Annotated in this window: 16 protein-coding genes; 5 read left to right on the forward strand and 11 right to left on the reverse strand. The window is 71.1% G+C overall.

Annotated elements, in window-relative coordinates; genetic code table 11:
- Nucleotides 1-239: 239 nt before the first annotated feature.
- From N4G66_RS20300 to N4G66_RS20310, 3 genes are all read right to left on the reverse strand, one after another.
- Nucleotides 240-1,328: a branched-chain amino acid aminotransferase gene (locus N4G66_RS20300; protein ID WP_261705547.1), complete on the reverse strand. Its 1,089-nt coding sequence runs from the start codon at nt 1,326-1,328 to the stop codon at nt 240-242.
- A 184-nt stretch (nt 1,329-1,512) separates the two neighbouring features.
- Nucleotides 1,513-2,736, reverse strand: coding sequence for an RNA-guided endonuclease InsQ/TnpB family protein (locus N4G66_RS20305; RefSeq protein WP_261705651.1), 1,224 nt, complete (start codon nt 2,734-2,736; stop codon nt 1,513-1,515).
- A gap of 325 nt (nt 2,737-3,061) precedes the next feature.
- A complete protein-coding gene (locus tag N4G66_RS20310) occupies nt 3,062-4,105 on the reverse strand; it encodes a 3-isopropylmalate dehydrogenase (protein ID WP_261705548.1) in 1,044 nt (347 codons plus the stop codon).
- A gap of 141 nt (nt 4,106-4,246) precedes the next feature.
- On the opposite strand from N4G66_RS20310, the gene N4G66_RS20315 reads away from it, so the two are divergent.
- The gene (locus N4G66_RS20315; protein ID WP_261705549.1) at nt 4,247-5,848 is read left to right on the forward strand and encodes a purple acid phosphatase family protein; all 1,602 of its coding nucleotides are present in this window, start codon (nt 4,247-4,249) and stop codon (nt 5,846-5,848) included.
- A 179-nt stretch (nt 5,849-6,027) separates the two neighbouring features.
- Here the strand turns inward: N4G66_RS20315 and N4G66_RS20320 are convergent, their stop codons facing one another.
- Together N4G66_RS20320 and N4G66_RS20325 are read right to left on the reverse strand one after the other, a co-directional pair.
- Nucleotides 6,028-6,159, reverse strand: coding sequence for a hypothetical protein (locus tag N4G66_RS20320; RefSeq protein ID WP_103550476.1), 132 nt, complete (start codon nt 6,157-6,159; stop codon nt 6,028-6,030).
- A 269-nt stretch (nt 6,160-6,428) separates the two neighbouring features.
- Nucleotides 6,429-6,971, reverse strand: a complete 543-nt coding sequence (locus tag N4G66_RS20325) for a GNAT family N-acetyltransferase (RefSeq protein ID WP_261705550.1) — start codon at nt 6,969-6,971, stop codon at nt 6,429-6,431.
- Between the two features lie 204 nt (nt 6,972-7,175).
- Here N4G66_RS20325 and N4G66_RS20330 point away from each other — a divergent pair, with 204 nt between their 5' ends.
- Nucleotides 7,176-8,063 (forward strand): alpha/beta fold hydrolase, encoded by an 888-nt coding sequence (locus N4G66_RS20330; RefSeq protein ID WP_261705551.1) that lies wholly within the window; start codon nt 7,176-7,178, stop codon nt 8,061-8,063.
- 155 nt (nt 8,064-8,218) lie between these two features.
- On the opposite strand, the gene pruA is transcribed toward N4G66_RS20330, so the two are convergent.
- Both pruA and N4G66_RS20340 read right to left on the reverse strand, forming a co-directional pair.
- A complete protein-coding gene (gene pruA / locus N4G66_RS20335; RefSeq protein ID WP_261705552.1) occupies nt 8,219-9,850 on the reverse strand; it encodes an L-glutamate gamma-semialdehyde dehydrogenase in 1,632 nt (543 codons plus the stop codon).
- A 39-nt stretch (nt 9,851-9,889) separates the two neighbouring features.
- A complete protein-coding gene (locus N4G66_RS20340; protein ID WP_261705553.1) occupies nt 9,890-10,816 on the reverse strand; it encodes a proline dehydrogenase family protein in 927 nt (308 codons plus the stop codon).
- 164 nt (nt 10,817-10,980) lie between these two features.
- On the opposite strand from N4G66_RS20340, the gene N4G66_RS20345 reads away from it, so the two are divergent.
- Nucleotides 10,981-12,399 carry a PucR family transcriptional regulator gene (locus N4G66_RS20345; RefSeq protein ID WP_391858839.1) on the forward strand — a complete coding sequence of 473 codons (1,419 nt, stop codon included), beginning with the start codon at nt 10,981-10,983 and terminating at the stop codon, nt 12,397-12,399.
- Nucleotides 12,400-12,431: 32 nt separating this feature from the next.
- Here N4G66_RS20345 and N4G66_RS20350 read toward each other — a convergent pair whose 3' ends face one another.
- Nucleotides 12,432-13,016, reverse strand: a complete 585-nt coding sequence (locus N4G66_RS20350; RefSeq protein ID WP_261705555.1) for a TetR/AcrR family transcriptional regulator — start codon at nt 13,014-13,016, stop codon at nt 12,432-12,434.
- Between the two features lie 109 nt (nt 13,017-13,125).
- Between N4G66_RS20350 and N4G66_RS20355 the strand changes: the two genes are divergently transcribed.
- A complete protein-coding gene (locus N4G66_RS20355) occupies nt 13,126-14,709 on the forward strand; it encodes an MFS transporter (protein ID WP_261705556.1) in 1,584 nt (527 codons plus the stop codon).
- 279 nt (nt 14,710-14,988) lie between these two features.
- The gene (locus N4G66_RS20360; protein WP_261705557.1) at nt 14,989-17,964 is read left to right on the forward strand and encodes a helix-turn-helix transcriptional regulator; all 2,976 of its coding nucleotides are present in this window, start codon (nt 14,989-14,991) and stop codon (nt 17,962-17,964) included.
- Between the two features lie 83 nt (nt 17,965-18,047).
- Here N4G66_RS20360 and serA read toward each other — a convergent pair whose 3' ends face one another.
- The 3 genes from serA to ilvN all read right to left on the reverse strand — a co-directional run bounded on the left by serA (nt 18,048) and on the right by ilvN (nt 21,603).
- Complete coding sequence (gene serA / locus N4G66_RS20365) at nt 18,048-19,637, reverse strand: phosphoglycerate dehydrogenase (protein WP_261705558.1); 1,590 nt, start codon at nt 19,635-19,637, stop codon at nt 18,048-18,050.
- A gap of 310 nt (nt 19,638-19,947) precedes the next feature.
- Nucleotides 19,948-20,949: a ketol-acid reductoisomerase gene (gene ilvC / locus N4G66_RS20370; protein ID WP_261705559.1), complete on the reverse strand. Its 1,002-nt coding sequence runs from the start codon at nt 20,947-20,949 to the stop codon at nt 19,948-19,950.
- A gap of 126 nt (nt 20,950-21,075) precedes the next feature.
- Nucleotides 21,076-21,603, reverse strand: a complete 528-nt coding sequence (ilvN, locus tag N4G66_RS20375; RefSeq protein ID WP_261705560.1) for an acetolactate synthase small subunit — start codon at nt 21,601-21,603, stop codon at nt 21,076-21,078.
- Nucleotides 21,604-21,619: the final 16 nt, after the last annotated feature.

Consider the following 21,619-nt stretch of genomic DNA (forward strand, 5'->3'; position numbering starts at 1 on the left):
TGGAATCTTTGGATACCCGTGTCGTCAGGACGCTACGCGTCGAACGAACAGCCGGTCCCCGTAACCCTGTTGGGGCGACGGGGACCGGCGGGGTGCCGCGGAGCCGCGGGCGGGGCGGAGTGTCGCCGACCTGGCGGGTCGGCCCGGCGGCTCGGCCCGGCAGGTTGATCCAGAGGGTCGGCCCGGCCCAGCGAGTCGGCCCGGCCCAGCGGGCCGACCCGTCGGGCTAGCCCGACGGGCTAGCCCAGCGGGTGCATCCAGCCGTGCTTGTCCTCGGTGATGCCGCGCTGGATGTCGAGCAGGGCCTCGCGGAGGCGGAGGGTGACCTTGCCGGGCTCACCGCCGGACTGGCGCCACTCGGTGCCGGCGCGCTTGACCGTGCCGACGGGGGTGATGACGGCGGCGGTGCCGCAGGCGAAGACCTCGGTGAGGGTGCCGTTCTCGGCGTCGGTCTGCCACTGGTCGATGGAGACGCGGCCCTCCTCGGCGGTGTAGCCGAGGTCGCGGGCGACGGTCAGCAGGGAGTCACGGGTGACGCCCTCCAGGATGGAGCCGGTGAGGGACGGGGTGACGATCTTGTCGCCGTACACGAAGTACAGGTTCATGCCGCCGAGTTCCTCGATCCACTTGTGCTCGACCGCGTCGAGGTAGCAGACCTGGTCGCAGCCCTTGGCGGCGGCCTCCTTCTGGGCGAGGAGCGAGGCGGCGTAGTTGCCGCCCGTCTTCGCGTCGCCCATGCCACCGGGGACGGCGCGGACGCGGTCCTCGGAGAGCCAGATCGACACCGGCTTCACACCGCCCGCGAAGTAGGCGCCGGCGGGCGAGGCGATCACGAGGAAGAGGTACTCGTTGGCGGGCTTCACCCCGAGGCCGACCTCGGTCGCGATCATGAAGGGGCGCAGATACAGGGACTCCTCGCCACCGTGCGCGGGAACCCAGTCCCGGTCCTGGTGGACCAGCGCGTCACAGGCCTCGATGAAGGTCTCCACCGGCAGCTCCGGCATGCCGAGCCGGCGGGCGGAGGCCTGGAAGCGCTTGGCGTTCTTGTCGGGGCGGAAGGTGGCGACGGAGCCGTCGGGCCGGCGGTAGGCCTTGAGGCCCTCGAAGATCTCCTGCGCGTAGTGCAGGGTCATGTTCGCCGGGTCGAGGGAGAGCGGACCGTACGGAACGAGCTGACCGTCGTGCCAGCCGCGGCCTTCGGTCCACTTGATGGTCACCATGTGATCGGTGAAGTGTCGGCCGAACCCGGGGTTGACCAGAATCGCCTCGCGCTCGGCGGCGGAGAGCGGACTGGCGGAGGGCTTGAGCTCGATCGTGGGCTGCGTCATGAGTGGTTTTGTCCTTCACCGGTTGTATGTGACGGGCCGCGCTCACGCCCGAACTGCCAGTGGCCAGTGTCAGGACGTCCGAGCATTCCCTCATTCCGCGGCTCCGCCTTCGATTATCGCGCGCGAAGAACCGTGGACGAAACGGTTTGACCCCTCCCTCGCCTGAAGGCGGGGGATTCCTGGATCAGGCGGCCTCCGGGAGCGGCGCTCCCGGAGGTCTTGGGCCCTCGACGCCAGCCGGGTTGAGACCAGCCCGGTGGAGCATCACGCGGGCGGAGTTCTTGTCCCTGGGGGACACGGCTCCGCACGCGGTGCAGTTGTAGGTGCGTTCGGACAGCGGGAGTGCGTGCTTGGTTCTCGCTCCGCACCGTGCGCAGTCCATAGTGGTGTGCGCGGGGTTGACCAGATGCACAATTCGGCCGTGCTTGCGGGCCATCTCGACCAGGGCCTTCTTGGTGGCGCCAATCGCCGCGTCAGCGGCCTTGCGGGCCATGCATGTCTTCGCCAGGAACTTCGGGCGGAAGTCCTCGACGGCGATCGCGTCATGGTCGCTCACGACAGACCTGGCCCACTTACGCGCCGTGTCCTGACGCTGCCGAGCGATCTTCGCGTAGGTCTTCGCCCGCCACCTCTTCGCCTCGCGGTAACCCTTCGAAGCGGCCCGCCCCTTCTTCGGTCTACGGCGGGCCACCATCCGGTCGTACCGGGTCAGCTTCGCCCGGGCCTTCATCCCGTGCTGCGGGTGCGGAAGGTCGTGGGCGTCCGAGGTGGTGGTCGCAATCTCCTTGACGCCCCAGTCGACCCCGAGCACCGCGCCAGTGGCCGGGAGCGGCTGGACTTCGGCCGGGACCACGAACGACGCCCACCAGTGCCCCACCGCGTCCCGGTGGACGCGGACGCTGGAGGGGTCGGCCGGAAGTTCACGGGACCACACCACCGTCAGCACGATGCCGCCCGCGAGGTGCAGCCGTCCGCCTTTCAGGCGGAACCCGCGCCGGGTGTAGTTCAGCGTCGGCAGGGCCTCGCGCTTCTTCTTGCACCCGGGCATCCCCGCGCGGCGGTGCACCGGCAGCCGGTCCTTGACGTCCTTCTGCGCTTTCGCGCGCGACGTACCGAAGTCCCGGATGATCTGCTGCTGCGGAACGCTTGCCCCGTCACGGAGCCACGGCGTGGTGCGGCGGGCCTCGGTCAGCATCCTGTCGAGCCGGGCCGGGCCGCACGTCAGCCTGTCGTCCGGATGTGCGTGGTTGTGGGCGTGCACGGCCCGGGACTTGGCCACACACTCGTTCCACACCCACCGGCAGCGGTCCCACTCCGCCATCAGCTCGGTGCGGGCCGTGGCCGAGACCCGCAGCCGGAACGTGTACCGGGCCTGCCCCAATCCCGCACCCCCTTCCCGCGCCGACATCTCCCACACCCCCGCCCGCATCCCGATAACTCCGCCCCACCTACTGGACGACCGTACGTACGAGCCCCGCACATCCGCACCCCATCCCCGCCACGACCACCCCCGCCAGCGAACACGGGCACACGCGTTCGCCCAGGCCTGGCCCCGCCGGGCAGACCGCAACGGCGCGCCGCACCCAGCCCCGGACACCTCGCAAGACATCTGGTGAATACGGCCAGAGGGGATGGCCCAGAGGACCGATGGTGGCACCCGGCGAGGGCACAGCAAAGCCGCCGAGTGCGGATGCGACCCGGCGGCTGCTACGGAACGTAGGTGGTGCGCCGGGTCAGCCGGCTACTCGCAGGGCCAGCGCGTCGCCGATTTCCTCGGTGCTGCGGGCGGGCTTGCCGACCCGCTCGGCGAGATCGACGGAGACCGCGTCCTCGATACGGGCGGCCTCGGCCTCGTAACCGAGGTGGCGCAGCAGCAGGGCGACGGACAGGACGGTGGCGCTGGGGTCGGCCTTGCCCTGGCCCGCGATGTCGGGCGCCGAGCCGTGCACGGGCTCGAACATCGAGGGGAACTCGCCGCTCGGGTTGATGTTGCCGGAGGCGGCGACGCCGATGCCGCCGGAGACGGCCGCGGCGAGGTCGGTGATGATGTCGCCGAAGAGGTTGTCGGTGACGATCACGTCGAAGCGCTCGGGCTGCGTGACGAGGAAGATCGTCGCCGCGTCCACGTGGATGTAGTCCGTGGTGACCTCGGGGAACTCCTCGGCCACCTTGTTGAAGACGTTGGTCCAGAGGTGGCCCGCGAAGGTCAGCACGTTGTTCTTGTGGACCAGCGTCAGCTTCTTGCGCGGGCGGGCCTGCGCGCGGGCGAACGCGTCGCGGACGACCCGCTCGACACCGAACGCCGTGTTGACGGAGACCTCGGTGGCGATCTCGTGCGGAGTGCCCTTGCGGATGGTGCCGCCGTTGCCGGTGTACGGACCCTCGGTGCCCTCGCGGACCACGACGAAGTCGATCTCGGGCTGACCGGCGAGCGGGGTCTCGACGCCGGGCAGGAGCTTCGACGGGCGCAGGTTGACGTGGTGGTCGAAGGCGAAGCGGAGCTTGAGCAGGAAGCCGCGCTCCAGGACGCCGGACGGGACCGAGGGGTCACCGATCGCGCCGAGCAGGATGGCGTCGTGCCCCTTCAGGGCGTCGAGGTCGGCGTCGGTGAGGGTCTCACCGGTGGCGTGGTAGCGCCGGGCGCCGAAGTCGAACTCCTTGGTCTCCAGCTTCACGTCCTGCGGAAGGGCGGCGGAGAGGACTTTGAGCCCCTGGGCCACGACTTCCTGGCCGATGCCGTCACCGGGGATCACTGCGAGATCGATGCTGCGAGACATGACGGCACCGTACTCCTTGTCCCATGGGATGACACGCGATGTCCGCCATACGGACAAGCGGTGTCGGAACACGTCTACCCTTCGACCGGTGTTCACCCGTACGCATGAACGCCGTTGGCGCGCGATGGGAACTTTCCAGACATGACCGCTCCCTCCAGGGGAACTCCCCCCGGACTCCCCGTTCCCGATGTCGGCATCCCGCACGAGCTCGCACGCAACATGAGCATGGCGGAGCAGTACGAGTACCTGAGGACGAGGCTCACGCGGCGCCGCGCGCTCGTGGCGGCGAGCGCGTTCGCGGGCGGCGGGCTGCTGGCCGGCTGCGCCACGGACACCAGGGCCCCCTCCCGGGTGACGTCCGGCTCCTCGCCGAACCCGGCCACCAGCCGGGTACCCGGCTCAGCCGTCGCGCCGTTCGGCCGCCACCTCGCCTTCGGCGCGGACCCGAAGACCCAGATGCGGATCTCCTGGCAGGTGCCGTTCGCGGTCAGGAAGCCGTACATCCGGGTGGGCCCGACGCCCTGGGCGCTGAGCCGCAGGATCGAGGCCGAGGTCCGCGATCTGCACACACCGGGCCTCGCCGGGCAGCGGGCGGCCCTGGACCAGTACTACCTGCACGCGGCACTCGACGGGCTGCGCCCCGGGACGACGTACTACTACGGGGTCGGCCACGAGGGCTTCGACCCGGCGAGCAAGGAGCGGCACTCCACGATCGGCCACTTCCGTACGGCGCCCGCGCACCCCGGGAAGTTCGTGTTCACCGCCTTCGGGGACCAGGGCGTCACACCCGACGCACTCGCCAACGACCACGTGCTCCTCGGCCGCGGTCCCGCCTTCCATCTGCACGCGGGCGACATCTGCTACGCGGACGGGATCGGGCTAGGCCTGGACTCGGACACCTACGACCCGGCGGCCTGGGACCTGTTCCTCAAGCAGACCGAGACGGTGGCGAAGACGGTGCCGTGGATGGTGACGACCGGCAACCACGACATGGAGGCCTGGTACTCGCCGAACGGCTACGGCGGCCAGTCGGCGCGCTGGACACTGCCCGGCAACGGCTTCGACGCCCGGCACGCGCCGGGGGTCTACTCGTTCGTCTACGGCAACGTAGGCATCGTCGCGCTGGACGCCAACGACGTGTCGTACGAGATCCCCGCCAACAAGGGCTACTCGGGCGGCAGGCAGACGGCCTGGCTCGACAAGAGGCTCGGGGAGCTGCGCGGGCAGGTCGATTTCATCGTCGTCTTCTTCCACCACTGCGCCTACTCGACGTCGACGCACGCCTCCGACGGCGGTGTGCGCGACGCCTGGGTGCCGCTGTTCGCCAAGCACCAGGTGGACCTGGTGATCAACGGACACAACCACGTGTACGAGCGCACCGACGCCGTCAAGGGCGGCAAGGTGGGCAAGCAGGTGCCGGTGGGTGCCTCGACCGATCCGACCCGGGACGGGATCGTCTACGTCACGGCGGGCGGGGCGGGCAAGAGCCTCTACCGCTTCCCCATCGGGGTGAAGGACAGTTACGAGGGCAAGGTCACGCGGAGCGAGTCCGTGGAGACCTTCCACTGGACGAAGTCGAAGCGGCAGAAGGCGGACACGGTGGAGTGGTCGCGGGTGCGGTACACCGGCTTCTCCTTCCTCTCGGTGGAGGCGGAGGCCGGTTCCTCACCCCGGCTCAAGGTGTCGGCGCTGGCCCAGAGCGGCGAGCGCATCGACCACTTCGAGGTGCGGCGCGGAACCTGATGCACCGCACGGCGGCCGGCACACACCGCTCGGCGCCCGGCGTCGGCGCACCGAGGTCACCCGGCGACGGCCAGGGCCGACGGGCGGCGCGGGCTGTCAGCAGGTCGAGGTGCGGCGCGGGGCACGACCCCGCGCCGCACCCCTGCGGGTGCGGCTCCCGGTCGAGAGGGCGGCGGGCCTCAGTGGCCCGTCGCTCCGCCGTTGTCCCTGCGGTCGAGGGCGCGCTGGAGCGCGGCGGCGGCGTTCTTGCGGTCGGACTCGCTGCTCGTGCGAGAGAGGTGACGGACTCGGCGGACGGTCGTCTCGGCCATGATGAATCGACTCCTTGCCTCCGGCGGGGCCCACACGGGCGGCCGGAAGTGCGGTGAGGGATTTACGAGACGCCGGAAGGGGCGGGGAGCGGTGCCGCAGGGGTTGCCTGCCAGGGGCTCCGGCTCACGACCGCCATTCGCTTGGTCGAGCGAGACGTTCGGCTCCTACAAAGCTAGGCGAGGACCGGGCATCTGTCTCCACAATTACTCGGACTTCCTACTATCTGAGACGGCGGATTACGTCACACCGCTCCGACCTGGGACTTCGGTCAGAGCACGTCGCCGTCCCGCCAGTCGAAGACCAGCGGGTACGCCGGGTCGAGGGGGCCCACGGCCGCGCCGGGACGGACGAAGGTGGTGCCCTCCTCGTCCGGGAGACGGACGGCTCCTTCCGGAGTGAGCACGCAGACGCGGCCCGGCCAGAGCTGCCAGCCCCGGACCGCGTACAGGGCAGCCCCGTCCTCACTCGCGGAGAGCGCGCCGAGCCCGTACGCGCCCTCGATGATCCGTTCCAGCTCGGCCATCACCCGTCCGCCGAGCCCCGTACGGCGCACGTCCTCGCGGACGCCGACCGCCTCCACGTATCCGACCCGCAGCGAGCGGCCCCGGTACAGGACGCGCCGCTGGATCACCGAGCCGTGTGCCGCGAGGCCCCGGCCGTCATGGACCAGGACGTGCAGGCCGCCGAGTCCGTGATCCCAGTCCTCGTCCCTGAAGTCCCCGTCGAAGGCGTCCTCCAACAGGGCGCGAGCGGAGCGGAGTTCGGCGGGGGCGAGGTCCGCCGTGTGGGCGGTCCGCAGTCGGATGGCCATCCGGCCAGTATTCACACGGGAGACAGGAATCCCAGCCCCCTCACGTCACCGCCCCGAAAAGGCGACGCCCACCCCGTACGGACATCGGGCATCCGGCACCCGATCCGAGCGCCTAACCGTTCAAAATAACTTGACCAGTTAGAGGCATGCATGGTGGACTAGCCCAACCATCAAAGACGCCTTCAGGGGTTAGGGGATCCGATCATGAGCAGTCGCCCGGTCCACCACGGCCACCCGGTGCACCACCGCACCACCACCGTCCGCGGTCACCGGATCGCCTACCGCGAGGCCGGCCCCGCGGACGCGCCCGTCCTGCTCCTCCTGCACGGCTTCCCGACCAGCTCGCACATGTTCCGGGACCTGCTGCCGCTGCTCGCCGACCGCTACCACCTGGTCGCCCCCGACCACCTGGGCTTCGGCCGCTCCGCCGCCCCGGCCGCCGCCGATTTCCCGTACTCCTTCGACCAACTGGCCGGGATCACCGACGAGTTCACCGAGCAGCTCGGCATCGAGGAGTACGCGCTCTACATCCAGGACTACGGCGCCCCGATAGGTCTGCGCCTGGCGCTCGCGCACCCCGAGCGGGTGACCGCGATCATCACGCAGAACGGCAACGCGTACGAGGAGGGGCTGGGCGCCGACGCCTGGGCGCCGGTGCTGGCGCTGATCGCGGAGCGCACGCCCGAGACCGAGGCGCCGGTCCGCGCGATCAGCAGCCCGGACGGGATCCGGTGGCAGTACCTGACCGGCGTGCCGGACCCGACACTGGTCAGCCCGGACGCCTACGAGCACGACGCCGCCCTGATGGCCCGTCCCGGCCAGCCGGAGATCCAGCTCGACCTGATCTCGGACTACGGCTCCAACTTCGCGCTCTACCCGGCGTTCCAGGAATACTTCCGCGCCGGCCAGGTCCCGCTCCTGGCGGTCTGGGGCGGCAACGACGAGATCTTCGTCCCGGAGGGCGCCCTCGCCTTCCGCCGGGACCTCCCGGACGCGGAGATCCATCTGCTCCCCACGGGGCACTTCGCCCTGGAGACGCACGCGGACCAGGCGGCCGCGCTGATCGGGGACTTCCTCGGCCGGCACGTGTGAGCCGGCGGCGCGGCGCACGGCCCCGACGCACCGCGGAAGCCCCGGCGCACCGAGGAACTGGAACCGCCCCCGCTCCACGGACGGGGGAGACCGTGGGGCGGGGGCGGAGTGGGTGACGGGCGGCCGGCCCGGGGGCCGGCCGCCGCGTTCGGCTGTCAGCCCATGTGCGGGTAGCCGTAGTCGGTCGGCGGAACCAGCGTCTCCTTGATGGCGCGGGTCAGCGTCCAGCGCATCAGGTTCTGCGGGGCGCCCGCCTTGTCGTTGGTGCCGGAGGCACGGCCGCCGCCGAAGGGCTGCTGGCCGACGACGGCGCCGGTCGACTTGTCGTTGATGTAGAAGTTGCCCGCCGCGTAGCGGAGCTTGTCCATCGTGTACGCGGCCGCCGCGCGGTCGCCGGAGATGACCGCGCCGGTGAGCGCGTAGTCGGACGCCGACTCCATCTGGGTCAGCATCTCGTCGTACTTGTCGTCCTCGTAGACGTGCACGGCGAGGAAGGGGCCGAAGTACTCGGTCGTGAAGACCTCGTTCTCCGGGTCCGAGCACTCGACGACGGTCGGGCGCACGAAGTAGCCGACGGAGTCGTCGTACGAGCCGCCCGCGACGATCGTGCAGGTCGGGTCGGCCTTCGCGCGGTCGATGGCCGCCTTGTTCTTGGCGAAGGACCGCTCGTCGATGACCGCGCCGATGAAGTTCGACAGGTCGGTGACGTCACCCATGGTCAGGTAGTCGACCTCGGCCGCGAACTCCTCCTTGAAACCGGAGTTCCAGATGGAGGCCGGGACGTAGGCGCGGGAGCTCGCCGAGCACTTCTGGCCCTGGTACTCGAAGGAGCCGCGGGTCAGGGCGGTCTTGAGGACCGCGCGGTCCGCCGACGGGTGGGCGACCACGAAGTCCTTGCCGCCGGTCTCGCCGACCAGACGCGGGTAGGAGCGGTACTTCTCGATGTTGTTGCCGACCGTCTTCCACAGGTACTGGAAGGTCTTGGTCGAGCCGGTGAAGTGGATGCCGGCGAGGTCGCGGTGCTCCAGGGCGACCTTGGAGACCTCGATGCCGTCACCGGTGACGAGGTTGATGACGCCCTTGGGCAGGCCCGCCTCCTCCAGGAGCTGCATCAGCAGCACGGCGGCGTGGGTCTGCGTCGGGGACGGCTTCCACACGACGACGTTGCCCATGAGCGCCGGAGCGGTGGGCAGGTTGCCCGCGATCGCCGTGAAGTTGAAGGGCGTGATCGCGTAGACGAAGCCCTCCAGCGGACGGTGGTCCATGCGGTTCCACACGCCCGGGGAGTTCGCCGGCGGCTGCTCGGCGAGGATCTGGCGGGCGTAGTGGACGTTGAAGCGCCAGAAGTCGACGAGCTCGCACGGGGTGTCGATCTCGGCCTGCTGGGCGGTCTTCGACTGGCCGAGCATGGTGGAGGCGGCCAGCGTCTCGCGCCAGGGACCGGCCAGCAGCTCGGCGGCGCGCAGGATGATCGCGGCGCGGTCGTCGAAGGCCATCGCGCGCCAGGCCGGAGCGGCGGCGAGGGCCGCGTCCACGGCGTCCTGGGCGTCCGCTTGCGTGGCGTTGGCGTAGGTGCCGATGCGCGCCTTGTGGTTGTGCGGCTGCACGACGTCGAAACGGTCGCCGCCGCCCATGCGCCGCTCGCCGCCGATGGTCATCGGCAGGTCGATCGGGTTCTCGGCCAGCTCCTTGAGCTTGACCTCCAGGCGGGCGCGCTCGGGCGAGCCGGGGGCGTAGCCGTGCACCGGCTCGTTGACGGGGGTGGGGACCTGGGTCACAGCGTCCATTTTTTCCGTAACTCCTTGAGTCGAGCGGGTGGTTCGGTCTCAGCCCTTGGTCAGGATCGAGCGGGCGAAGAAGAGCAGGTTGGCCGGCTTCTCCGCCAGGCGCCGCATGAAGTAGCCGTACCAGTCGGTGCCGTACGCGGTGTAGACGCGCATGCGGTGGCCCTCGGCGGCGAGCCGCACGTGCTCGTCGCTGCGGATGCCGTAGAGCATCTGGAACTCGTACTCGTCCAGTTTGCGCCCGGCCGTCCGCGCGAGCTCCTGGGCGATCGAGATGAGACGGGGGTCGTGGGACCCGATCATCGGGTAGCCCTCGCCCTCCATCAGGATCTTCAGGATGCGGACGTACGCCTTGTCGGTCTCGGCCTTCTGCTGGTACGCGACCTCGGCGGGCTCCTTGTAGGCGCCCTTCACCAGACGGACGCGGCTGCCGCTCCCGGCGAGGCGGCGGGCGTCGGCCTCGGTGCGGAACAGGTAGGCCTGGATCACACAGCCGGTCTGCGGGAAGTCCTTCCGCAGCTCCTCGTGGATGGCGAACATCGAGTCGAGGGTGGTGTGGTCCTCGGCGTCCAGCGTGACGGTGGTGCCGATGGCGGCGGCGGCCTCGACGACCGGGCGGACGTTGGCGAGGGCCAGCTCGTGACCGCCCTCCAGTGCCTGTCCGAACATGGAGAGCTTGATCGACATCTCGGCCTTGGTGCCGAGGCCGAGCTCTTCGAGGCGGCCGATCAGCTCCAGGTACGCGTCACGGGCGGCGTACGACTGCTCCGGGGTCGTGATGTCCTCGCCGACGACGTCCATCGTGACTTCCAGGCCCTTGCCCGTGAGGTCCTTGATGATCGGGACGACCTGGTCGACGGTCTCCCCGGGGATGAAACGGTCGACGACCGGCTTGGTCACCGGGGCGGCCGAGATCAGACGGCGCATCTTGTCGCTGCGCGAGGCGGCGAGAATCACGGGACCCAGCACGGGGCACCTCCACAACGAAGTCAGCAGGAGGCCGAATCCCGAGGACTCGGGTACGGCACGGAGAACCACCGTGAAACCTAGGGATCTCTCCGATCCTGGGCCATCGACAGCTGTCACGCATCCCTGCCCCAGATCTCAGACATTTGTATGAAGAGCCCTCGCAAATGCGCGAGAATGCCCGGGTGAGCGGTGAATACAGAGGCGACTACCAAGAGCTGGTCGACGAGATCTCGGCGCTCCTCGGCGTCCCCGCGACGCTGGAGAACCGTGATTTCGAGCTGATCGCCTTCGGCGCGTACGACAGCGAGGGCGACCTCGACCCGTCCGCCCTCGACCCGGTGCGCACCCGCTCGATCCTCACCCGCAGGTCCACCACGACGGTCCGCACCTGGTTCGAGGGCTTCGGCATCACCCGCGCGACCGGGCCCGTCCGTATCCCGCCGACCCCGGAGGCGGGCGTCTACCGGGGCCGGATCTGTCTCCCGGTCCGGCATCGGGGCGTCGTCCTCGGCTATGTCTGGCTGCTCGACGACGACCCGGGCCCCACCGACGCCCAGCTGGCCGGCGCCATGCAGGTGGCCTCCCGCATCGGCGCGCTGCTCGCGGACGAGGCCCAGGCCGGCGCGGATCTCACCCGCGAGCTGCGTGCCGTCCTGACCGCCGAGCGCGGCTGGCAGCGCGACATGGCGGTGGCCGAGCTGCGCACCGCGCTCGGCCCGCGCGGCGACGGCCTGCACACGGTGGTGTGCGTGGCTCCGTGGCCCTCGGCCGACCCGGACGACGCCCCTTCCGCCCGTACGGTGGCGGGGGCGACGGCGCTGTGCACCATCCCGTGGGGCGCCACCGGCCAGAGCCTGGCGCTGCTGGTCCGGCTGCGTTCGCCGGACGTCCTGACCCCGGCGCTGACGGCGGCCACCCGGTTCGTACGGGAGGCGGAGGGCGGGCGCGGCGAGGGCGGCCCCACCGGGTCCGGGCGTCCGGGCGGTGCGGCGGGAGCCGCCGCGAGGGGCGGCACTTCGGCGGCCACACCTCCGGGCGGCGCCTCGGGAACCTCCGCGGACGGGACGACGCCTGCCCCTTCCCCTCGCGGCACCCCGGGAGCGGCTTCGCCCGGTGGCACCTCGGGAGCGGCATCCCCTCGCGGGACCTCAAAAGCCGCTTCCCCCGGCGGGACGGTGGCTGCCGGGATCGCCGGGGCCCGGGTGGGGCTCGGGGAACTGGGTGCCGCCTGGCAGGAGGCGTCCGCCGCCGCGCGTGCCGTGCTGGCCGAGCCGCGGCTCGGCCCGGTCGCCGAGTGGGGGGCCATCGGCCCGTTCCGGCTTCTCACCGCGCTTCCTCCGGAGGCGGCCCACGATCCCGTCGTACGGGCCCTGTTGGCCCCCGCACACCGGGAACTCGCGCGCACCGCCGAGGCGTTCCTCGACCGGGCGGGCCAGGCCGGACGCACGGCGGCCGAGCTGGGCATCCACCGCCAGACGCTCTACTACCGCCTGTCCCGGGTGGAGCAGCTCACGGGCCTCGACCTGGACGACGGCGAGGACCGGCTGCTGCTGCACATGGCACTGAAGGGGGCGCGGCTCTAGGCGCCGTCAACAGCCCCTGGTTCCCGGGAGGTTCACTTGGCCTCGCGGACCCCTGCGATCACCCGTCGCAGACCCTCGGCGAGGTCGTCCGCGGTGGACGCGGTCGCCGGGTCGAAGAGCCACTGGACCATCAGGCCGTTGAGCAGCGCCTGGTAGAAGCCGCCGAGCGACTTCACGGTCTGCTCGTCGAGCGTCTCCTCGTCCTGCCCGGTGAACATCGCGACGAGTCCGGAGCGCCCTTCGATCTGTGCCTTGGCCATCAGATCCCGCAGCTCCGGTACACGCTCCCCCTGCGTCACGATCTCCATGCTGGCCGCCCAGACCGGCCGGTAGTCCTCGAAGGACTCCAGCATCCGGGCCCACACGCTGTGGAACCGCTCCATAGACCCCCCGGGCTCGACCTCGCGGGCCACGGGCGAGTCGAACTTCTCGCCCCATTCCTGGACCAGCTCCACGAAAGCCTGGGTCAGCAGCGCGTCCTTCGACCCGTAGTGGTAGCCGATGGACGCCAGGTTCGTCCCCGACTCCTTGACGATGTCGCGCGCCGTGGTGCGCACGAAGCCCTTCTCCAGCAGGCAGCGCTTCGCGCCTTCGAGCAGATCCTCACGGTGTCCCATGCCGGCCAGCCTACCGCGATTCAGACAACCGTCCTATACGGACGTCAAGTACGGACGTCTTACACGCTCGTACTAGACAAGCGTTTAAGACGTCCGTACAGTCCCTGCCATGACGAACCCGACGAGCACGACCACCTCCCCCGGCGCCCTGGCCGGCCGCCGCGAATGGACCGCCCTCGGCGTCCTGATGCTTCCGCTGCTCCTGGTCTCGATGGACGTCTCGGTCCTCTACTTCGCGATCCCCTCGATCAGCGCGGACCTGGAGCCGAGCGGCACCCAGCAACTGTGGATCTTCGACATCTACGCGTTCGTGCTCGCCGGACTGCTGATGACGATGGGCTCTCTCGGCGACCGCATCGGGCGCCGCAAGCTGCTCCTGTTCGGCGCCGCCGCCTTCGGCACCGCCTCGGTGCTGGCCGCCTACGCGAACAGCGCCGAGATGCTGATCGCGGCCCGCGCGGTCCTCGGTCTGGGCGGCGCGACCCTGATGCCGTCGACGATGGCGATCATCCGCACGATGTTCACGGACCCCGGACAGCGCGCCAAGGCGATCGGCCTGTGGTCCGGCGTCATGACCGGCGGCATCGCCCTCGGTTCGGTGATGAGCGGTGTCCTCGTCGAGTACTTCTGGTGGGGCTCGGTCTTCCTGGTCAACCTGCCCGCGATGGCGCTGCTGCTGATCCTCGGCCCGTTCCTGCTGCCCGAGTCGAAGAACCCGGAGCCCGGCCGCTTCGACCTGCTCAGCGTGCCGCTGTCGATGGCGGCCGTCCTGCCGGTGATCTACGGCGTCAAGGAGATCCCCTCCGAGGGCTGGAGGACCGAGTACGTCGCCTCGGTCCTCGTCGGCCTGGTCTTCGCCGCCCTGTTCGTCCACCGCCAGCGCACCGCGAAGTCCCCGCTGATCTCCCCCGCCCTGTTCCGCGGCCGCGGCTTCGCGCCCGCTGTCGTCCTCAACCTGATCTCGTCCTTCGGCATGATGGGCTCGGCGTACTTCACCACCCAGTACCTCCAGTCGGTGCTCGGCAAGAGCTCCATGGAGGCCGCCCTGTGGGCCCTTCTCCCCACGGTCCTGGTCGGTGTGGCCGCGCCGGTCTCCGCGCAACTCGTACAGAAGGGCGTGAACCGCGCCCATGTCGTCTCCGGCGGCTTCGTCATCGCCGCCTGCGGCTACGGCCTGCTGGCCTTCGCCGGCACCGACTCCCTGTGGCTCGTGCTGGCCGGAGCGGGTGTCCTCGCCTCCGGAATGGTCATCGTGATGTCTCAGATGATGGACCTGGCCCTCGGCACCGTCCCCGTCGGAAACGCGGGCTCGGCCTCCTCCCTGCTGGAGACCGGGGCCGAGTTCGGCGGCGCCCTCGGCATGGCCGTCCTGGGCTCCATCGGGACGGCGGTCTACCGCCACGACATCCCGGCCGGCGTCCCCGCCGCGGCCCACGAGACGCTGGGCGGCGCGCTGGCCGTGGCCGGACAACTGCCGGGCGACGCGGGCCGGGCCCTGGCGGGGGCCGCACGGGAGGCGTTCACCAACGGCATGCAGGCGGCGGCCGTCGCGGGCGCGATCCTGCTGCTGGGCGCCGCGGCACTGGCCACGGCGACCCTGCGCAAGGTGCCGGTCCGCGAGGCCGGCGGAGCCCCTGAGGCCGGGCCCGAGGGCCCCTTCGAGGCAGCGGCGTCCGAGCGGGCGACGGCCTGACATCCGCCTGGCACCCACCCTCCGTTCGGGCGACGGCCTGAACACCCGTCCGCCGGGCGGGCCGGACGACTCCGGCCCGCCCGGCACCGGCATGCGTACAGGGGGAGTCCGGCCACGCCGGGCATCCCCACCCGACGCCCCGCCCCGCGCGCGTGGGGCCGCCGCGGCTCGCGGATCTGCCCGGTGGCCGGGAACGGGCCGGAACGGGCCGGGATCGGAGCGGAGCCCCCAGGAGGCCGACGCCGGGGGGTTGTCGGCGGGGCATGCCAGGATGGGCTTGTGGCACAGACATTCGGTACGCCGTTCATCGGCCGGGGGGACGAACTCGCCCGGCTCACCGGCGTGCTGGAGCGCGCCAGGGACGGCGACCCGCGCGCGGTCCTGGTGGCCGGAGACGCCGGCGTCGGCAAGACCCGCACGCTCACGGAGGCCGCGGCGCGCGCGGCCGCCGCCGGGACGACGGTCCTGACCGGCCACTGCGTGGACCTCGGGGACGTGGGCCTGCCGTATCTCCCGTTCACGGAGATCCTCGGCGCGGCGGCGGCCGACGACCGCTTCGCCCCGGCCCTCGCGGCACACCCGGCGGTGGACCGGCTGACCGGCTCCGGTTCGGGAACCGGCACCGCACCGGACCCCGGCGGCCGGCTCCAGCTCTTCGAGGGCATCGCGGGTCTCCTCGCCGACCTGGCCGATGTCGCACCACTGCTGCTGGTCCTCGAAGACCTCCACTGGGCGGACCAGTCCTCCCGCGATCTGCTCCGCTTTCTGCTCAGCCGGGGCGTGCTCCAGCGGCCCGCGCCGGGCGGCCCCGCCCGCCGCCTCGCGGTCTTCGCCTCGTACCGCGCGGACGACCTGCACCGCCGCCACCCCCTGCGCCCGCTGCTCGCCGAGCTGATCCGGCTGCCCGCCGTCGACCGGCTGGAGCTGCGGCCGATGGCCGACGCCGATGTGGCCCGGCTCGTGCGCGCGCTCGGCACCGGCCCGGTCTCCGACACCACGGTCCGCCGCATCGTCGAGCGCGCCGAGGGAAACGCCTTCTACGCCGAGGAGTTGCTCGCCGCCCTGCCCGGCGAGGACGGCCCCGCCTCCCCCGCCATGCCCAGTGGACTGGCCGACGTCCTCCTCATCCGCGTCGAGCAACTCTCCGACACCGCCCAGCAGGTGCTGCGCACGGCGGCCGTCGCGGGGCGGCGTGTCGAGCACGAACTGCTGCGTGAGGCCGTACAACTGCCGGAGGACGAACTGGAGTCGGCGCTGCGCGAGGCCGTCGGCCACCAGCTGCTGGCGCCCGGGGACGAGGCGACGTACTCGTTCCGGCACGCGCTCACCCGCGAGGCCGTGTACGCGGACCTGCTGCCCGGCGAACGGGTCCGGCTGCACAGGCGGTTCGCCGAACTCCTCGCGGGGCACGCCCGTTCGGCACAGAACGCCGCTGAGCGCGCCCACCACTCACGCGAGAGCCACGACCTGGCCGACGCGCTCACCGCCTCCCTCGAAGCCGCCGACCACGCCCAGCACGTCGGCGCGCCCGCCGAGGAACTGCGCCATCTGGAGGCCGCGCTCGAACTGTGGGCGGCGGTGGACGCCTCCGCCCGCCCCGAGGACGGCGGCACAGTCACGCTCACGCTGCGCGCCTCGGCCGCCGCCGCCCGTGCCGGTGAACCCCATCGCGCGGTCCAGCTCACCCGCTCCGCACTGGCCCGGGCCGGCGCGGACGCCGACTCCGAACTCGCCGCGCGGGTGCGCTACACCCTCGCGGGCAACCTGATCCGGATCGACAGCCTGAAGGACGCGTTCACGTACAGCAGCGAGGCCCTCGCGCTGATCCCGGCCGAGCCGCCCTCGCACACCTGGGTGTGGGCGGCGGCGACCCACGTCATGGCCGCCCGGCAGGTGGGGCGCGAAGAGGACGCGGGGCGGATCGCCCGGCAGGCGCTGGAGATCGCCGAGCGGCTCCGACTCGGCGACGCCCAGGCCGACTTGATGATCTCGTTGGTCGGCATGGAGTCACACAACCGGCGGACCGCGCGGGGCCGGGACCGGCTGCGCCGGGCCCGCGAGCTGGCCCGCACCGCCGGGAACCTCCCGGTGGAGATGCGCGCCCTGTTCAACCTGGCCATCGGGTGCTACGAGTCCGGTGCCCTGGACGAGTGCCTGACCTGGATCGGCGACGGCCTCGACCGCGCCCGCCGCGCCGGACTCCTCTCCTCGCCGTACGCCCTGGAGCTGCGCTATCTGCAGTCCCTGCTGCTGTACACGCTGGGCCGCTGGGACGAGTGCGCGCGAGCGGCCGCCGAGGACGCCGAACTCCTCCCGTCCGCGGGCGGGTTCGCGACCGGACCCGCGCTGTACGTCGCCCTGGCGCGCGGCGAGCTGGACGCCGCCACCGCCGGGGCCCGCGCGCTGCTGGACCGCCCCTTCGACTGGATGGCGACGCTCGTCGCGAGCGTGGTGCTGACCGACGCCGCGGCACTGCGCGGTGACGGCGAGGAAGCCGTCCGCCGGATGAGCGCGTCGGTCGAGGCGCTCACGGACGCCTCGGTTTCCGAGCGGCCCGACGTGGTGGTGCGGCTCGCCGCGCTCACGCTGGCGGCGGTCGCGGACGCGGCGGAGGAGTCCCGCCTGTCCGGTGACTCGGCGGCCGCGAAGCGCTGGGCGGAGACCGCCGGGGACCTGGTGGAGCTGGCCCGGAGCACCGCCGCGCGCGGCGAGGACGGCACCGAACAGGGGCCCGAGGGACTGGCCTGGCTGGCCCGCGCCGAGGCCGAGGGCGTGCGCGCCGCCACCGGCCCGGAGGTCGACGCGTGGGACCGGGCGGTCACGGCGTTCGGCTACGGCGATCCCTACGAGCTGGCCCGGTGCCGCAGACGGCTGGCGGAGGCGCTGCTCACCGCCGACCGCCGTGAGGAGGCCGCCGAGCAGGCCCACACGGCCCGGGACACCGCCGTACGGCTGGGCGCGGTGCCGCTGCGCGAGGCGCTGGACGCCCTGGTCAGGCGCGGCCGCCTCTCCGGCGCACGGGCCGCCGGGGAGCGCATCGCCGCGCTGACCGCCCGGGAGAGCGATGTGCTGCGGCTGCTCGGCCGGGGGCGCACCAACCGCCAGATCGGCGAGGAGCTGTTCATCAGCGGCAAGACGGCGAGCGTTCATGTCTCGAACATCCTCGCCAAACTGGGCGCCGCGAGCCGCACCGAGGCCGTGGCCATCGCCTACCGCGAGGGCCTGATCGAGCCGGAGACGACACCGTCCGCGTGAGGTGCCGCAGGACGCGCGAGGGCCGGGACACCCTCGGGTGTCCCGGCCCTGTGCTCACTTGGCGGAAGCGTCGCGGGAGAACCTCAGACGAGGTTGACCGACCGCGCCGACGTCGCGCCGATCTCGTCGGAGAGCTCGGTAAGGACGCTCTGCGGCACCGTGTCGTCGACGGTGAGGACCGCGAGGGCCTCGCCACCGACCGCCGCGCGGGCGACCTGCATGCCGGCGATGTTGATGCCGGACTCGCCGAGGATGCGGCCGACGGTGCCGACGACACCGGGACGGTCCTCGTAGCTCAGCACGACCATGTGGTCGGCGAGTGCGAGGTCCACGTCGTACTCGCCGACGGCGACGATCTTCTGCAGGTGCTTCGGGCCGGCCAGCGTGCCGGAGACCGCGATCTCCTGGCCGTCGCTGAGCGTGCCGCGCACGGTGACGACGTTGCGGTGGTCGGGGGACTCCGAGCTCGTGGTCAGCCGGACCTCGACGCCGCGCTCCTGCGCGAACAGCGGGGCGTTGACGTACGACACGGTCTCGTCGACGACGTCCTCGAACACGCCCTTGAGCGCGGAGAGTTCGAGCACCTTGACGTCGTGCTGGGTGATCTCGCCGTACACCTCGACGTCGAGGCGGACCGCGACCTCGCCCGCGAGGGCGGTGAAGATGCGGCCGAGCTTCTCGGCGAGCGGCAGACCGGGCTTGACGTCCTCGGCGATGACACCGCCCTGGACGTTGACCGCGTCCGGGACGAGCTCACCGGCGAGGGCGAGGCGCACCGAGCGGGCGACGGAGATACCGGCCTTCTCCTGGGCCTCGTCCGTGGAAGCGCCGAGGTGCGGGGTGCAGACGACCTCGTCGAGCTCGAACAGCGGGGAGTCCGTGCAGGGCTCCTTCGCGTACACGTCGAGGCCGGCGCCGGCGACGCGGCCCTCCTTGAGCGCCGAGTACAGCGCCTCCTCGTCGACGATCCCGCCGCGCGCGGCGTTGACGATGCGGACCGTCGGCTTGACCTTGTGCAGTGCCTCGTCACCGATGAGACCGAGGGTCTCGGGGGTCTTCGGCAGGTGCACGGTGATGAAGTCCGAGACCTCGAGCAGCTCGTCGAGGGTGAGGATCTTGACGCCCATCTGCGCGGCCCGCGCGGGCTGGATGTAGGGGTCGTAGGCGACGACCTTCATGCCGAACGCGGACATGCGCTGCGCGACGAGCGCGCCGATGCGGCCGAGGCCGACGACACCGAGGGTCTTCTCGGCGAGCTCGACACCGGTGTACTTGCTGCGCTTCCACTCACCGTTCTTCAGTGCCGTGTTGGCCTGCGGGATGTGGCGCGCGGTGGCGAGGAGGAGACCACAGGCCAGCTCGGCCGCGGTCACGATGTTGGAGGTGGGGGCGTTGACGACCATCACGCCGGCCTTGGTGGCGGCGGAGACGTCGACGTTGTCCAGGCCGACACCGGCTCGTGCGACGACCTTCAGCTTCTTGGCGGCGGCGACGGCCTCGGCGTCGACCTTGGTGGCCGAGCGGATCAGAATGGCGTCGACGTCGGCGATGGCGGGCAGCAGCTCGGCGCGGTCTGCGCCGTTCACATGCCGGATCTCGAAGTCCGGGCCCAGGGCGTCCACAGTCGCGGGCGACAGCTCTTCAGCGATGAGTACGACAGGTTTCGAGCTCACGTGAGTCCTCACAAGTCCAATGCGGACGGCCGTCCCGACGGCCGCAGGCGGTGGAGGGTTTGTAGCGGCCCCGGGGCGTGCCTGCACTTCTTGGGGGGGGTCGCTTGAGCCGCGTGGAAGACGCACGACGCTGTGGGCCTGACGCGTTGTTGATGTGGAGCAGTGTAGTGGCGCCGCAGAGGTCGTCCTGCGCCTCCGCGGAAGGATCACCCGTCCGTGGCTGGACGGGATGTCCAAGACCGCGTCCACCGGTGTTACCCGGGGTTCGACGAAGGGGCCGGAGCATGCCGCCCCGGCCCCGCCGCGGGGCTTACGCCTCGTCGTCGTTCACCCACGACATGAGCTTGCGCAGCTCCTTGCCGGTGGTCTCCAGGAGGTGGTTCTCGTCCTGGGTCTTGTACTCGTTGTACTTCTTCAGACCCGAGTGGTACTCGTCCATCCAGTTACGGGCGAACGTGCCGTCCTGGATCTCGGCGAGGATCTGCTTCATCTCGGCCTTGGTGGCGTCCGTGATGATGCGCGGGCCGGTGATGTAGTCGCCCCACTCGGCGGTCTCGGAGACGGACCAGCGCATCTTCTCCAGGCCGCCCTCGTACATGAGGTCGACGATGAGCTTCAGCTCGTGCAGGCACTCGAAGTACGCGATCTCCGGCTGGTAGCCGGCCTCGGTCAGCGTCTCGAAACCGGCCTTGACCAGGGCGGCGGTGCCACCGCAGAGGACGGCCTGCTCACCGAACAGGTCGGTCTCGGTCTCCTCGGTGAAGGTCGTCTTGATGACGCCGGCGCGGGTGCCGCCGATGGCCTTGGCGTACGAGAGGGTGAGGGCGAAGGCGTTGCCGGTCGCGTCCTGCTCGACGGCCGCGATACACGGAACGCCGCGACCCTCCTCGTACTGGCGGCGCACGAGGTGGCCCGGGCCCTTGGGGGCGACCATGCAGACGTCGATGCCGACCGGGGGCTTGATGAAGCCGTAGCGGATGTTCAGGCCGTGGCCGAAGAACAGCGCGTCGCCGTCGTTGAGGTTGTCCTTGATGGACTCCTCGTAGACCTGGGACTGGATCGGGTCCGGCACCAGGACCATGATGACGTCGGCCTCGGCCGCGGCCTCCGACGGCGTGACCACGCGCAGGCCCTGCTCCTCGGCCTTCGCCTTGGACTTGGAGCCCTCGTGCAGACCGACGCGGACGTCGACACCCGAGTCACGCAGCGACAGCGCGTGGGCGTGGCCCTGGCTGCCGTAGCCGATGACCGCGACCTTGCGGCCCTGGATGATGGACAGGTCGGCGTCGTCGTCGTAGAACAGCTCGGCCACTGGGGTTCTCCTTGTTTTCCGGTGTTGCGTCCCACCGTACGGCGGGCGGGGGAAGTGAAGTTCTCGGGTCTCGGTATACGGGCGGACCTCGCGTACGGCCCGCCCGTGTACCGGCGTTTTCCTGGCCTAGGCGGACCGGTCCAGTGCGCGCAGCGACCGGTCGGTGATCGACCGCGCCCCGCGTCCGATCGCGATCGTGCCGGACTGGACCAGCTCCTTGATGCCGTACGGCTCCAGCATCTTGAGCATGGCCTCCAGCTTGTCGGCGCCGCCGGTGGCCTCGATGGTGACGGCCTCCGGGGAGACGTCGACGGTCTTGGCGCGGAACAGCTGAACGATCTCCACGATCTGGGAGCGCGTCTCGTTGTCGGCGCGCACCTTCACCAGAACGAGTTCCCGCTGAACGGCGGAACCGGGCTCCAGCTCGACGATCTTCAGGACGTTGACGAGCTTGTTGAGCTGCTTGGTGACCTGTTCGAGCGGAAGCTCCTCGATCACGTTCACCACGATGGTGATGCGCGAGATCTCGGGGTGCTCGGTGACACCGACCGCGAGCGAGTCGATGTTGAAGCCGCGCCGGGAGAACAGGGCGGTGATCCGGGCGAGGACACCGGGCTTGTTCTCGACGAGGACGGAGAGGGTGTGCTTGCTCATGGGTCTGACTCGGCTC

Origin of the sequence: Streptomyces rhizosphaerihabitans, assembly GCF_025399795.1 — a bacterium.
Taxonomy (GTDB): domain Bacteria; phylum Actinomycetota; class Actinomycetes; order Streptomycetales; family Streptomycetaceae; genus Streptomyces; species Streptomyces rhizosphaerihabitans.